A 14,386-nucleotide genomic window follows, 5' to 3' on the forward strand; every position below is an offset into this window, starting at 1 on the left:
TTGGGCGGGCGGACCCGAAAGCCGGATTTGCGGCTACGTTTTCGATTCCGGGCTGCTTTGTCCCAAGTGTGGCTCCGTCCCAGCCAGCAGCCGCTGAATGTTGGCACGATGGCGCATAACCACGTAGATGCTGCCCGCAATCACCAACAACCGATAGGCCAATGGTTGCTCCAGGCCACAGATGAGGGCGATCGCGGTCAACGCCGCTACCATCGAACTCAGGGAAACTATCCGAGACGTAGCCAGCACAGCACCAAAAGCCGCCGCAGCCCCCACACCTACCGGCCAAGACAGAGCCAGCAACACGCCAAGCCCCGTCGCAGCGGATTTGCCACCTGTAAAATTCAACCAGATCGAACGGCCATGTCCCAACAACACGGCAATTCCGGCCAGGCAAACAGCCCAAGGCACCCAAGCTTGCAGGTCAAGCGGGGTCGATGGCGTAACCAACGGCAACGTGATGAACCAGGGATAGAACCAGCGGGTAAAGACGATCGCCGCAGCACCTTTCAGCACATCCACCAGCAACACCACCAACGCAGGCCATTTTCCCAAGACCCGCAAAACGTTCGTTGCCCCGGTGGATTTGGAGCCATGCTCCCGGATATCGATGCCCTTGAGCAGCTTCCCCGCCAGATAACCCGTGGGCATGGAACCGAAGAGATAGGCGATCGCCAGTCCAACGGTGCTCGCTATCCAGAAAAGCATGCGCAAGCCTCAAGACGGTTTTGTACCGTAGATGACGTCGGCGCGCTTCTCAAAGGCTTCGGCGAACATGCGGAAGGCACGATCGAACATGGTTCCCATGACCGCGCCCAGAATGCGGCTCTTGAACTCGTAGTCGATGAAGAAGCGGACGGCGCAACCGGCGCCGTCGGGTTCGAAACGCCAGACATTGCTCAAATATTTAAACGGCCCGTCGATGTACTTCACGTCGATGGTGTTCTCATCGGGCTTCAGCAGTACCTGCGTCGTGAAGGTTTCGCGGATCGCCTTGTAGCCGATGCTCATGTCGGCAAGGAGAACGGTACGCCCGTCACGCTCCTTGCGCGAGCGAACCGTCAGCGCTTCGCAAAGCGGCAGGAATTGCGGATAGGATTCAACATCGGCGACCAAAGCGAACATCTGCTCGGGTGTATGGGATACGCGTCGGGTGGCTTCGAATTTTGGCATGAAACCGGCTGATTAAGCTGATTTCTTGAGAATCGCTTCCCGTGCCGCACGCAGCTTGGCGAAATCGTCGCCGGCGTGATGCGATGAACGCGTCAGCGGGCTGGACGCCACCAGCAGGAAACCCTTGGTCCGGCCGATCGTCTCAAAGGATTTGAACTCCTCCGGCGTAACAAAGCGGATCACCGGGTGGTGCTTCTTCGACGGCTGCAGATACTGGCCTATGGTCATGAAGTCGACATTGGCCGAACGCAGATCGTCCATCAACTGCAGGATTTCATTCCGTTCTTCGCCCAGCCCCACCATGATGCCGGACTTGGTGAAGATCGACGGATCAAGCTCCTTGACCCGCTGCAACAGCCGGATCGAATGGAAATAGCGGGCGCCCGGACGAACCGTCAGATAGTTCGACGGAACGGTTTCGAGATTGTGGTTGAAGACGTCGGGTTTGGCCGCCACGACGATCTCCAGCGCGCCGTCCTTGCGCAGGAAGTCGGGCGTCAGGATTTCGATCGTCGTCAGCGGCGTCGCCGCCCGGATGGCGCGGATGACCTCGGCGAAATGCTGCGCACCGCCATCGGCGAGATCGTCGCGGTCGACCGAGGTGATGACGACATGGGTAAGGCCCATCTGCTTGACCGCATGCGCGACGCGGGCCGGTTCATCCGAGTCAAGAGCGGTTGGAATGCCCGTGGCGACGTTGCAGAAGGCGCAGGCGCGGGTGCAGATCTCGCCCATGATCATGAAGGTGGCGTGCTTCTTTTCCCAGCACTCGCCGATGTTGGGGCATCCGGCTTCTTCGCAGACCGTCACCAGCTTGTGCGACTTCACGATCTCGCGCGTTTCGGCATAACCCTTCGACGTCGGCGCCTTGACGCGGATCCAGTCGGGCTTGCGCAGGACATCCTGATCAGGCTTGTGCGCCTTTTCCGGATGCCGCAGGCGCGGTGCGTTGGCGATCGTATCGAGGACAGTGACCATCGGGAAACCTGGTTCATTGGCGAGCGCCAGTCAGGCGTTCGTTGTCATAACGTCATCTAGGACTTTTCGGCGCAAAGAAAAAGGCCGCTGCGGCGCATGCCGCAACAGCCTTTTTCGCATGGCAGCTCTTCAGGGATGTCAGCGGCGCACCAGGCGTCCCGCCCAGATCAGCAGGCAGGCACCGATAAAGCCGGTGATCAGATAGGCAATCCAGCCGACGCCGAACGGGCCAAAATTGAGAGCCTGCAGAATGGCGTTCAGTACGATCGCGCCGACGATGCCCATAACGATGTTCATGAAGATGCCGGTGTTGCTCTTCATGAACATTTCGGCGAACCAGCCTGCCAGGCCGCCGATAATGATGGCTGCTATCCAGCCGACGCCATTCAGGTGCATATGCCTTCTCCTTGTGTGATGGATGAAAGTGCATCCGCAAACGATGTACCTTGCCGCCGGGTTCCATCTGTAGCAGCGCTTTCAATCTATCACGCGTTGAGCGCGCGGCCATAGGCGTCGAGCACGCTTTCCTTCATCATCTCCGACAGCGTCGGGTGCGGGAAGATGGTGTGCATCAGCTCTTCCTCAGTCGTCTCCAGGTTCATCGCCACGACGAAGCCCTGGATCAGTTCGGTCACTTCGGCGCCGACCATGTGGGCGCCGAGCAATTGACCGGTCTTCTTGTCGAAGATGGTCTTGATGAAGCCCTGATCCTCACCGAGCGCGATCGCCTTGCCATTGGCGGCGAACTGGAAGCGCCCGACCCGGATATCCCAGCCCTCGGCCTTGGCCTTGGCTTCGGTCAGGCCAACCGAGGCGACCTGCGGATTGCAGTAGGTGCAGCCCGGAATCTTCAGCTTGTCGGTGGCATGTACGCCAGGAAAATCAGCGATCTTCTCGATGCACACGACACCCTCATGTTCGGCCTTGTGGGCGAGCATCGGCGGGCCGGCGACATCGCCGATGGCGTAGATGCCCGGCACATTGGTCTTGCCGTAACCATCGATGACGACGCAGCCGCGTTCGGTCTTCACGCCAAGCGCCTCAAGCCCGAGGCCCTCGATGTTGCCTTGCACGCCGACGGCCGAGATCATCCGGTCGGCGGTGATCTTCTCGACCTTGCCGTCCTTCATCTCGACATGCGCCGTGACCGAGTTCGTGCCCTTCTCGACCTTGGTCACCTTGGCTTCGAGGATGATCTTCATGCCTTGCTTCTCGAACTGCTTCTGCGCGAACTTCGAGACTTCGGCGTCCTCGACCGGCATCACCGCCGGCAGCAATTCGACCACCGTCACCTCGGCGCCCATTGTGCGGTAGAAGGAGGCGAATTCGATGCCGATGGCGCCCGACCCCATGACGAGCAACGACTTCGGCATCTCCTTCGGCACCATGGCCTCGAAATAGGTCCAGATCAGCTTTCCGTCCGGCTCGATGCCGGGCAGCGCGCGTGGCCGGGCGCCGGTCGCCAGGATGATGTGCTTGGCGGTATAGGTGCCCTCGCCCTTGACGCCTTTCGGCACCGGCGGCTGTGGCTCCATCGGCTTCTTGGCCGTCTTGGACACGACGATCTCGCCCGCCTTCGAAAGCTTGGCCTCGCCCCAGATGACGTCGACCTTGTTCTTCTTCATCAGGAAGGCAACGCCGCCATTGAGCCGCAGCGACACCTTGCGCGAGCGGTCAACGACGGCCGATGTGTCCACGCTGACCTTGCCGTCGAGCTTCAGCCCGTAATCCTTCAGGTGATCCGAATAGTGCATAATCTCGGCCGAGCGCAGCAGCGCCTTGGTCGGGATGCAGCCCCAGTTAAGGCAAATGCCGCCGAGATGCTCGCGCTCGACGATCGCCGTCTTGAAGCCGAGCTGCGCGGAACGCACCGCGGTGACATAGCCGCCGGGACCGGAGCCGATGATGATGACGTCATAGTTCTCAGCCACGGGTTTTCTCCTTCACAATTCCAGCATGACGCGCACGACTGGTGTCAGCGCCTCGCCGATGTTTCGCGTATTTTCGGCGTCAAGATGAACACCGTCGAGAGGTGTGGTTTGCGCCACGCTGCCGGCGTCGAAGAAGCCGCAGCCGGCCTCATCGGCGAGCGCGGCATATTGCGGTGCCAAAAACTTCGAGGCGTCGTCGCCGCCGGCAAACATTTCCTTGAATTCGGCATTTTCGGTGCGACTGACGACAGGCGGCGAAACGATGAGGATCTGCGGCGCCGGCCAGTCGAACGGATAGTCGTGACCGCGCACGATGTCGATCAGCCGCTGGATACCCTGCTTGGCCGCGACGGGATTGCCGTGGATCCACGGCTTCATGTCGTTGGCGCCGAGCATGATGACAATCAGGTCGATCGGCGCATGCGTCGTCAGCACCGTTGGCAGCAGCCTGGCGCCGTTGCGATCAGCACCGGCCAGGTGGTCGTCGAAGGCGGTGGTACGGCCATTGAGGCCTTCGGCGATAACTTCGACGCCACTGCCAAGGCCGGCCTGCAGCACGCTTGGCCAGCGGTCTTCCAGCGCATGGCGGCCACCTTCGGCATTGTAGCCCCAGGTCAGCGAGTCGCCGTAACAAAGAACCGTCTTCATGCACCCACCTGCGCGTCGATCAACCCATGCTTCACCCGCCATCCATGGGTTGTGACCGCCCGTTTCCGAGCAGCCAGTCCGGTGGCGAATCCGGAAATGATGAAAGCGAAGAGGCTGGTGAAGACTATCCGCACCGCCCTCTCGCTTCCCTAAACCAGCATGCCCATCGGGTTCTCGATCAGGCGCTTGAAGGCGACCAGCAGTTCGGCACCCAGCGCACCGTCCACGGCGCGGTGGTCGGTCGACAGCGTCACCGACATCACGGTGGCTATTCTGATCTCGCCATTCTTGACCACTGCCCGCTCCTCGCCGGCGCCGACCGCCAGGATGGTCGCGTGCGGCGGGTTGATGACCGCGGCAAAATCCTTGATGCCGAACATGCCGAGATTGGACACCGCCGTGGTGCCACCCTGATACTCTTCCGGCTTCAGCTTGCGGCTGCGCGCGCGACTGGCCAGATCCTTCATCTCGTTGGAGATGGTGGACAGCGTTTTTTCGTCGGCATGCCGAATGATCGGCGTGATCAGGCCGCCGGGGATCGACACCGCGACGCCGACATCGGCGTGCTTGTGCTTGACCATGGCGCTTTCGGTCCACGAGGCATTGGCATCCGGCACCGCCTTCAGCGCCATCGCCATCGCCTTGATGACCATATCGTTGACCGACAGCTTATAGGCCGGAGCATCACCCTTGTCGGTCTTCTTCACCGGGGCTGCCGCATTGATCTGCGTGCGCAGCGCCAGCAGCGCATCGAGCTCGCAGTCGAGCGTCAGATAGAAATGCGGAATGGTGGTCTTGGCCTCGACCAGGCGGCGCGCAATGGTCTTGCGCATATTGTCATGCGGGACAAGGTCGTAGGAGCCCTGTTCGAACAGTTTCAGCACCTGATCGTCCGACATCGCCTTTACCGGCGCGGCAGCAGCAGCGGGCACCCCAGCCGGAGCCTTGGCGGCAGGCGCCGCCTGGGCGCCGCCACCGGCAATCGCCGCGTCGACATCCGCCTTCACCACCCGGCCATGCGGACCGGTGCCGGTCACGGCAGACACATCGACACCGGCTTCCTTGGCTATGCGACGTGCGAGCGGCGACGCGAAGGTGCGTCCTTCCGGCGACTGGCTGATCTCCCCCCTTGTGGGAGAGATGGCCGGCAGGCCAGAGGGGGGCGTCTCGCGCTGAGAGGACGGCGGGACAGCGCCCCCCTCTGTCGACTTCGTCGACATCTCCCCCGCGGGTGGGGAGATTGGCGCCTTGTCCTGCTTGGCCTCGGCTTTCGCTGGAGCAGCATCGCCCCCGCTTTTCGCGGCAGCGCCTGCATCCTCACCTTCGGCAGCGAGCACGGCGATCAGAGCGTTGACCTTGACGCCTTCGGTGCCGGCGGGAACGACGAGCTTTGCGACCGTGCCCTCATCGACAGCCTCGACTTCCATCGTCGCCTTGTCGGTCTCGATCTCGGCAATGACATCGCCCGGCGAAACCTTGTCGCCTTCCTTGACGAGCCACTTGGACAGATTGCCCTCTTCCATCGTGGGCGACAGGGCCGGCATGGTGATGTTGATTGGCATTTTGTCCTCCCGCCCGGTTCAGCGATATGTGACGGCTTTGACCGCCTCGATGACTTCGCCGACGTTCGGCAAAGCCAGTTTCTCGAGGTTGGCGGCATAGGGCATCGGCACATCCTTGCCGGCGATGGTGATGACCGGCGCGTCGAGGAAATCGAAGGCGCGCTGCGACACCTGGTTGGCGATATGGTCGCCGACCGAGTTCTGCGGATATCCCTCTTCGACAACGATCATCCGGTTGGTCTTCTTGACCGAGGCGATGATGGTGTCGAGATCGAGCGGCCGGATCGTGCGCAAGTCGATGATCTCGGCATCGATGCCCAAGCCGCGCAGCTCGGCTTCCGCCTTGACCGCATAGGTCATGCCGATGCCGAAAGAGACGATGGTGACGTCCTTGCCGGTCTTGTGGATGCGCGCCTTGCCGATCGGCAGCACGAAATCATCCAGCTTCGGCACGTCGAAGGACTGGCCATAGAGGATCTCATTCTCGAGGAAGATGATCGGATTGGGATCGCGGATCGCCGCCTTCAGCAAGCCCTTGGCATCGGCGGCGGTGTAGGGCATCACCACTTTCAGGCCCGGAATGTGGCTATACCAGGCGGCATAGCACTGTGAGTGCTGTGCGGCGACGCGTGCGGCGGCGCCGTTCGGTCCACGGAAAACGATCGGCGCACCCATCTGGCCGCCAGACATGTAGAGCGTCTTGGCGGCGGAGTTGATGATCTGGTCGATCGCCTGCATGGCGAAGTTGAAGGTCATGAACTCGACGATCGGCTTCAGGCCGGCCATCGCCGCGCCGACGCCGACGCCGGCAAAGCCATGCTCGGTGATCGGCGTGTCGACGACGCGCCGCGGCCCGAATTCCTGCAGCAGCCCTTGCGTGATCTTGTAGGCGCCCTGGTATTCGGCGACCTCCTCGCCCATGACGAAGACATCGCCGTCGCGGCGCATTTCCTCGGCCATCGCATCGCGCAGCGCTTCGCGCACCGTGGTCGAGACCATCTCCGTGCCGGCCGGAATGTCCGGATCGGCGGCGATTTCCGTCTTCGGTGCAGCAGCCACCGGCGCGGCAGCCGGTTTTGCGGCCTCCGCCTTGTCCTCCGCCGCGGCTGGAGCCTCTGCCTTTGCCGGTGCTTCCGCCTTGGCGGGAGCCGAGGACTTGCCGATATCGCCGGCACTTTCGCCGTCCTGCAGCAAAACGGCAATCGGTGTGTTGACCTTGACGCCTTCGGTGCCGGCGGCGATCAGGATCTTGCCAAGCGTGCCTTCGTCGACGGCCTCGACTTCCATCGTCGCCTTGTCGGTTTCGATCTCGGCGATGACGTCGCCGGCGACGACCTTGTCGCCCTCATTCTTCAACCACTTGGAAAGATTGCCCTCTTCCATGGTCGGCGAGAGAGCGGGCATGAGAATTTCGATCGGCATGTCCTTGCCCTCCCGTTACAATACGATATCGGTCCAGAGCTCGGACGGATCCGGCTCTGCATCGTTCTGGGCAAATTCGGCGGCGTCAGCGACGATGTCGCGGACCTCCTTGTCGATGGTCTTAAGCTCGTCCTCGGTTGCCCACTTCTTCTCGATCAGCCGCGCCTTGACCTGTTCGATCGGGTCATGGTCGGAGCGCATCTTCTGCACTTCTTCCTTTGAGCGGTATTTCGCCGGATCGGACATCGAGTGACCGCGATAGCGGTAGGTCTGCATTTCGAGAATGATCGGTCCGTTGCCGGCGCGGCACCATTCGGTCGCCTGGTCGCCGGCGGCCTTGACAGCGCGCACGTCCATGCCGTCGACCTGGATGCCGGGAATCTTGAACGAAGCGCCACGGTGCGAAAAATTGGTTTCCGCCGAAGAGCGCGACACCGAGGTGCCCATGGCATACCGGTTGTTCTCGATGATGTAGATCACCGGCAGCTTCCACAGCGAGGCCATGTTGAAGCTTTCATAGACCTGGCCCTGGTTGGCCGCACCGTCGCCGAAATAGGTCAGCGAGACATTGTTGTTGTCGCGGTAGCGGTTGGCGAAGGCCAAGCCCGTGCCGAGCGACACCTGCGCGCCGACGATGCCGTGGCCGCCATAAAAGTGCTTTTCCTTGGAGAACATGTGCATGGAGCCACCCTTGCCCCGTGACAGGCCGCCGCGACGCCCGGTCAGCTCGGCCATGACGCCGCGCGGCGACAGCTCCATCGCCAGCATGTGGCCGTGGTCGCGATAGGCGGTGATCATCTGATCGCCGTCGATCAGCGCCATCTTCATGCCGGTGACGACCGCTTCCTGGCCGATATAGAGGTGGCAGAAGCCGCCGATGAAACCCATGCCGTAGAGCTGGCCGGCCTTTTCCTCGAAACGACGGATGAGCAGCATGTGCCGGTAAGCGGCAAGCTCTTCGTCCTTGGTGAATTCGACAGGTTTGGGGGCCGAAAGCCCCGATTTGCCGTCGGATTTGGATTTGGCAGGCGCTTTTCTGGCGGCGGTGGCCATGCATCACTCCCTGTTGGCGTCTCTTCGTGGACATTAGAGCAGGATGAAATCTGCTCTGGGGAGATCAGCTCCTCCCCACCGATTTTAGGGAGGCTAACACGCGTCAAAGCGTTGCGCCATGCCGAATTTGCATAGCTGGCATGCGCCTAAGCGATTAAAATCATTGAAAATATTGGTGATTAACTTGAAATCAGTTATTTCGCCGAGGCCGGCAACATAATGGTGATTTCGTCAGCTTGGGACAGATTGAGCGCCTTGCGCGCCTGCTCATCGAGCATGTCCTTCTCGAGCGTGCCTTCATGCATCAGCCGAACGCGGCGCTCGAGCTCCATGCGGCGCGCCTTGATCGCATCGAGCTGGCCCTGCAGCGCAACCGTCTGGGCTTCCAGCTGATATTTCGAGTAGATACCGAATTCGCCGTGATAGGCATGAAAGCCGAAATAGGCCAGGAACGCCACGCAAAGCGAGGGAATGATCAGCCGGCCGGTGTTTCTCTGCTTGTGCTGACGCGTCCACATCGCCCGATTCCTCTAGAGCATGATGCCGAAAAGTGTGAAGCGGTTTTCGGACGACATCATGCTCTATCTCTTTGATTTAGAGTCGGATTCAGATTTCAGGTCGAACAGACCTGAGATCATCCGGCTCCAGCCCGCGAACTCAGGCGGCTCACGATCTTTCTCGCCCGATTGTGCTTAACGGACGGTTACGGGTGACCTGTTTGGCGGCGCCGAAACGAAAAAGGGCGGGAATGCTCCCGCCCTTTTGTCCGGTATCGATGAGCCGGTGTTTCCGGATCAGCCCTTGACCACCGACTTGCCGGCGTAGCTTGCCTGCTTGCCGAGCTCTTCCTCGATGCGGATCAGCTGATTGTACTTGGCCATGCGGTCCGAGCGCGACAGCGAGCCGGTCTTGATCTGTCCGCAATTGGTGGCGACGGCGAGATCGGCAATGGTCGAATCCTCGGTTTCGCCCGAGCGGTGCGACATCACGGCGGTGTAGCCGGCCTTGTGCGCGGTCTCGACGGCGTCGAGCGTTTCCGTAAGCGAGCCGATCTGGTTGACCTTAACCAGGATCGAGTTGGCAACCCCCATGCGGATGCCGTCGCGCAGCCGCGCCGTGTTGGTGACGAACAAATCGTCGCCAACCAGCTGCGTCTTCTTGCCGATCAGGTCGGTCAGGTACTTCCAGCCTTCCCAATCGTCCTCGGCAAGACCGTCCTCGATCGAGATGATCGGATAGTCGGCGGCAAGCTTGGCCAGGTATTTGGCCTGGGCCTTGGGATCGCGCGTCTTTTTCTCGCCTTCATAGACGTAGTTGCCGTCCTTGAAGAACTCGGTCGCGGCGCAATCGAGGCCGAGCGCGATCTCGTCGCCCGGCTTGAAGCCGGCCTGCTCGATCGATTCCATGATGAAATCGAGCGCCACCGGAGCGCTTTTCAGGTTCGGGGCAAAGCCGCCCTCGTCGCCGACATTGGTGTTGTGGCCGGCATCCTTCAGTTTCTTGCGCAGCGTATGGAAGATTTCCGAACCCCAGCGGACACCTTCGCGCAGCGTCGGCGCGCCGATCGGCAGGATCATGAATTCCTGGAAATCGATCGGGTTGTCGGCATGCGCGCCGCCATTGATGATGTTCATCATCGGCACCGGCAGGAGATGCGCCTTGGTGCCTCCGACATAACGGTAGAGCGGTAGGCCGGCGGCATCAGCGGCCGCCTTGGCCACCGCCAGCGAAACGCCGAGAATGGCGTTGGCGCCAAGCCGGCTCTTGTTGGGCGTGCCGTCGAGCTCGATCATGGTCTGGTCGATATGGATCTGGTTTTCGGCTTCCATGCCGCCGATGGCCTCGAACAGCTCGCCGTTAACCGCCTCGACGGCTTTGAGCACGCCTTTGCCGAGATAGCGGGCGCCGCCGTCGCGCAGTTCGACGGCCTCGTGGGCACCGGTCGAAGCACCCGACGGCACCGCCGCGCGGCCCATCGAGCCGTCTTCGAGAATGACATCGACCTCGACGGTCGGATTTCCACGGCTGTCCAGGATTTCACGCCCGACAATGTCGACGATGGCGGTCATTTGCGATGTCCTCGATTGATCTGAAGAATGCCGCACGTCTTAGCCAAAGTGCTGCAAAAGGCAATCGGCCCGCTGGCAATTATTGCCGCGGCATCGGCCTCCGAACGATTCACGAAGCGCAAATCGCCGTCATCATAAGTCATGTACGGTCGGCTGACTTCCGGTTAAGGTGCAGCGCGCGGGGCGAAACAGGAGGAGTTTCGCCATGTCTCAGTTGAGCGGTATCGTGAGTCTGTTTCTAATCGCGGCGGCATTCCTGACGTCATGCGACAATCAGCAGTCGCCGCCGAAGGCGATGGCCCCCTTACACGTCAGCGAATAAGCCGGAATCCAAAGCGGCCCCGTCTCTCCCGACGGGGCCGCTTTGTCGTTGTTGTTAATGCCAGTAAGGCGTGACCTTGTAATAATTGTAGGATTCGTCGCGCGCCGCCTCGCCATCGGCACCGGTCAGTTCGTTGATCGAATAGGCCGGTGCCGCCATGAGTTGTTCCTTGGAAAACGGTACGACATAACCGCCCTTGTCCTCATCATAGTCGAGGCTTGCCCACGGAATGGCGTGATATTTCTCGCCGATGCCAAGGAAGCCGCCAAAACCGATGACCGCGAACATGATCCCGTTCGTCATCTTGTCGAGCATCACATCCTCTATACTGCCGATGCTTGTGCCTTCGGTATTGTAGACCGATGTGCCGATGACCCGCGAAGCGGCGATGGCTTGGGTGTGGCCAGTCTGGGTTGCCATGATTGTGCTCCTCATTGTGGTTTCGAACCATAATTGGACAATGAGGGGCGCGGGCGAAGGTTCCCGACTTTTTCGGCGTCGACCGATCACTCCGCGAGGATGAAGGTAACCTTCATGTTGACGCGATAAGCAACGATCTTGCCGTCCTGGACGACGATCTTCTGGTCCTGGATCCAGGCGCCCTCGACGTTCTTCAGCGTTTTGGATGCGCGCGCAATTCCCTGTTCGATGGCGTCCTGAAAGCTCTTCTTCGACGACGATGTGATTTCGGTGACGCGGGCGACAGACATGGCTTCCTCCTGCCAAAACGCTCATTTGCCGGAAGAGCGTACAGGCGGCTTGCGCCGTCCACAAGCATCGGCGGTCGACAGAGGATATGTCCGGCCTAGAGACCCTTGGCGATGCGGTCGAATGCCATCAGCCGCTCGAGTAGAGCGGGCATGTCCTTCAACGGCAGCATGTTGGGGCCGTCGGAAGAGGTCGAGTTGTCAGGATCCTGATGGGTCTCGATGAAGACGCCGGCAACGCCGACAGCGACGGCCGCGCGCGCCAGCGTCTCGACAAAACGACGTTCACCGCCCGAGGAACCGCCCTGCCCGCCCGGCTGCTGCACCGAATGGGTCGCATCGAAGATCACCGGCGCGCCGATCTCTGCCATGACAGGCAAAGCGCGCATGTCGGAGACCAGCGTGTTGTAGCCGAAAGAAGCACCGCGCTCGGTGGTCAGCACATTGGCATTGCCGGATCCGGTGATCTTGGCGACGACGTTCTTCATGTCCCAGGGGGCAAGGAACTGTCCCTTCTTCACGTTGATGACCTTGCCGGTTTTCGCCGCGGCGACCAGCATGTCGGTCTGGCGCGACAGGAAAGCCGGAATCTGCAGGACATCGACATGCGGCGCCACGATGGCGCACTGCTCCTCGGTGTGGACATCGGTCAGCACCGGGAGCGAAAATTCCTTGCGCAGTTCGTCGAAGACGGGAAGTGCCGCGTCCATGCCGGCGCCGCGCGTCGCCGACAGCGAGGTGCGGTTGGCCTTGTCGTAGCTGGTCTTGTAGACGAGGCCTATTCCGAGCCTGCCGGTCAGTTCCTTCAGCGCGCCGGCCATGTCGAAAGCGTGCTGACGCGACTCGAACTGGCACGGGCCGGCGATCAGCGACAGAGCCGCCTTGTTGTCGAAGACGACATTGCCGACAATTACCGCTGAATTGGGCGCGACGGGCTTGTTCATTTGGTCTCCCGGAAGATGAAAGCCGCGCCCTGTCCGGGTGCAGGCTGCACGACAATATCATTGCCCGCTATATCGTGTTGGATGGAATTGGCCGCAAGCAGCCTCGATGTCACATTGGCGTTCCGAACCGAAAAGACCACCGCTGCGAAGCGTAGATCTGTCGGCGCGCCGGCCGGCAGGCCAAAGCGCGCGGTGAAAGCCGCGCGGTCAAGCACGCTCAAATCTGCATTCGGCAGGGAAAACATGCCGCCCTGCCTTTCGGCGGCCGGATTGTCCACCGTGACAGAAATCAACTCATGCTGCTTTCCAGGCGCATCGCTGACCGCCAAGATCTCGACAATTCCGGTCGCGCCGTTGGCGTGGGCCTGCAAAGCCGCGCGGTCGACATCAGGCGCGTTGACCCGCTCGCAGGCAAACAGGAAGGCGTCCGTGGCTTCGGCTCCGGCCGCGAAAGCGAGCTTGAACGATGCGATGTCGCTCTTGCCGGCTGGGTCGGTGAAAGCGCGCGAAAAACCCAGCATGTCTCCCGCCGAGATGCCGGCATCGACATAGCGTGCATGGTCGGCATCGGCATTGCCCGTACCTAGAACAATGGCGGAAAACCCCTCGTCGCCGTTGCTGTCGCGATAGGCGCGATCACGCGTGACGAAGACATTGCCGTCCGCGATAGCCTTTGCCGCCACCTGCTCGTCGCCGACCGCCAGCGGTTCGAGATACGTGCCGTCGGCCAGGAAAACACAGCAGTTTTCCGTTCCGAAGGGATGGATGCCGGTCGGGGCCACGACGAAGCCAAGCGCGGCGAGCCGGGCTCGCGCCACCTCAAGGCTCTGCGTTGGCAGCACCAGGTGATCGAGCGGATGAGTGCCAGTGATGGTTCGGGTCATGCAGCCGCGATGTGCATCATTCCGCAAATCGGTTCAAGACTTGATCGCAATCCCGGCCATTTCGCCCCCGCCAGTTCACCGGACGTCGAAAAAGGCACCAGTTGGGACAAAGCCTCGATCAGCTTCCGGCAATGACATCGGCGGAATAGCGCAGTTCGCGCATCGGTTTGACCTTGCTGGTGGTCTGCGCATAGAGCGGGTGCGCCTTGTAGGCGGCCAGCGCGGCGTCATCGGCGAACTCCGCATAGACGACCACGTCGACCTCGTCCGACAGCGGATCCACCTTGGTGTTGAGCGTGACCTCGAACAGGCTGGAATGAGGAATGTTGCCGAGCGCCAGCAAGCCGGTGCGCACAGCCTCGACATCCTCTTTTCGCCGCGCGCTGAAGAAAACGATATGCCGGATCAACCCCGCCTCCTCGATCAAAATGCTGGGGTCTTTTGTGACGGCAGGACGTTGGCGTCAATCGACTAGGATGTCGCGGCTGCCGCCACTGGAGTTAAGCTCTGCCGGTAACATATCGCACAACATGGCTAAGCTCTCTCACTGTTGTGTCGAGATAGCGGCCCTGATTGTACATGCCATCCCAGATCAGGAAAAACGCGATGGCGGCAATGACGATTACATAACGCATGGCTAGATCTATCGCACGAGCAATTCTGCGACCATAGGCGTTTTTTGCGCGCTCGGCC

16 protein-coding genes are annotated in these 14,386 nt (G+C 61.0%); all 16 read right to left on the bottom strand.

Going from position 1 to position 14,386, the window contains the following annotated elements:
• Window positions 1–33: 33 nt before the first annotated feature.
• Window positions 34–708, bottom strand: a complete 675-nt coding sequence (plsY, locus tag A4R29_RS14515) for a glycerol-3-phosphate 1-O-acyltransferase PlsY (protein WP_027163469.1) — start codon at window positions 706–708, stop codon at window positions 34–36.
• A gap of 9 nt (window positions 709–717) precedes the next feature.
• Window positions 718–1,173 carry a type II toxin-antitoxin system RatA family toxin gene (locus A4R29_RS14520; RefSeq protein ID WP_013531488.1) on the bottom strand — a complete coding sequence of 152 codons (456 nt, stop codon included), beginning with the start codon at window positions 1,171–1,173 and terminating at the stop codon, window positions 718–720.
• A gap of 12 nt (window positions 1,174–1,185) precedes the next feature.
• Complete coding sequence (gene lipA, locus A4R29_RS14525; protein ID WP_063172189.1) at window positions 1,186–2,151, bottom strand: lipoyl synthase; 966 nt, start codon at window positions 2,149–2,151, stop codon at window positions 1,186–1,188.
• Window positions 2,152–2,289: 138 nt separating this feature from the next.
• The gene (locus tag A4R29_RS14530; protein ID WP_013531486.1) at window positions 2,290–2,547 is read right to left on the bottom strand and encodes a GlsB/YeaQ/YmgE family stress response membrane protein; all 258 of its coding nucleotides are present in this window, start codon (window positions 2,545–2,547) and stop codon (window positions 2,290–2,292) included.
• A gap of 89 nt (window positions 2,548–2,636) precedes the next feature.
• Window positions 2,637–4,082 (bottom strand): dihydrolipoyl dehydrogenase, encoded by a 1,446-nt coding sequence (lpdA, locus tag A4R29_RS14535; RefSeq protein WP_013531485.1) that lies wholly within the window; start codon window positions 4,080–4,082, stop codon window positions 2,637–2,639.
• Window positions 4,083–4,094: 12 nt separating this feature from the next.
• The gene (locus A4R29_RS14540; protein ID WP_013531484.1) at window positions 4,095–4,730 is read right to left on the bottom strand and encodes an SGNH/GDSL hydrolase family protein; all 636 of its coding nucleotides are present in this window, start codon (window positions 4,728–4,730) and stop codon (window positions 4,095–4,097) included.
• Between the two features lie 149 nt (window positions 4,731–4,879).
• Window positions 4,880–6,292 (bottom strand): pyruvate dehydrogenase complex dihydrolipoamide acetyltransferase, encoded by a 1,413-nt coding sequence (locus A4R29_RS14545; protein ID WP_063172190.1) that lies wholly within the window; start codon window positions 6,290–6,292, stop codon window positions 4,880–4,882.
• Between the two features lie 18 nt (window positions 6,293–6,310).
• Entirely contained in the window at window positions 6,311–7,714 is a 1,404-nt protein-coding gene (locus A4R29_RS14550) for a pyruvate dehydrogenase complex E1 component subunit beta (protein ID WP_063172191.1), read from the bottom strand.
• Window positions 7,715–7,729: 15 nt separating this feature from the next.
• Window positions 7,730–8,767, bottom strand: coding sequence for a pyruvate dehydrogenase (acetyl-transferring) E1 component subunit alpha (gene pdhA, locus A4R29_RS14555; protein WP_013531481.1), 1,038 nt, complete (start codon window positions 8,765–8,767; stop codon window positions 7,730–7,732).
• 194 nt (window positions 8,768–8,961) lie between these two features.
• Window positions 8,962–9,285 carry an FtsB family cell division protein gene (locus A4R29_RS14560; RefSeq protein ID WP_013531480.1) on the bottom strand — a complete coding sequence of 108 codons (324 nt, stop codon included), beginning with the start codon at window positions 9,283–9,285 and terminating at the stop codon, window positions 8,962–8,964.
• A 276-nt stretch (window positions 9,286–9,561) separates the two neighbouring features.
• Entirely contained in the window at window positions 9,562–10,836 is a 1,275-nt protein-coding gene (gene eno, locus A4R29_RS14565; protein ID WP_013531479.1) for a phosphopyruvate hydratase, read from the bottom strand.
• 376 nt (window positions 10,837–11,212) lie between these two features.
• Window positions 11,213–11,578 carry a PRC-barrel domain-containing protein gene (locus A4R29_RS14570; protein WP_024505095.1) on the bottom strand — a complete coding sequence of 122 codons (366 nt, stop codon included), beginning with the start codon at window positions 11,576–11,578 and terminating at the stop codon, window positions 11,213–11,215.
• Between the two features lie 86 nt (window positions 11,579–11,664).
• Window positions 11,665–11,868, bottom strand: a complete 204-nt coding sequence (locus A4R29_RS14575) for a dodecin family protein (protein WP_013531476.1) — start codon at window positions 11,866–11,868, stop codon at window positions 11,665–11,667.
• A gap of 95 nt (window positions 11,869–11,963) precedes the next feature.
• Window positions 11,964–12,809: a 3-deoxy-8-phosphooctulonate synthase gene (gene kdsA, locus A4R29_RS14580; protein ID WP_013531475.1), complete on the bottom strand. Its 846-nt coding sequence runs from the start codon at window positions 12,807–12,809 to the stop codon at window positions 11,964–11,966.
• Complete coding sequence (locus A4R29_RS14585) at window positions 12,806–13,693, bottom strand: VOC family protein (protein WP_027163380.1); 888 nt, start codon at window positions 13,691–13,693, stop codon at window positions 12,806–12,808. Before A4R29_RS14585 ends, kdsA begins: the two co-directional genes overlap by 4 nt.
• Window positions 13,694–13,811: 118 nt before the next feature.
• Window positions 13,812–14,102: a Dabb family protein gene (locus tag A4R29_RS14590; protein WP_027163379.1), complete on the bottom strand. Its 291-nt coding sequence runs from the start codon at window positions 14,100–14,102 to the stop codon at window positions 13,812–13,814.
• Window positions 14,103–14,386 lie beyond the last annotated feature (284 nt).

The organism is Mesorhizobium ciceri biovar biserrulae, assembly GCF_001618845.1.
Lineage (GTDB): Bacteria > Pseudomonadota > Alphaproteobacteria > Rhizobiales > Rhizobiaceae > Mesorhizobium > Mesorhizobium ciceri.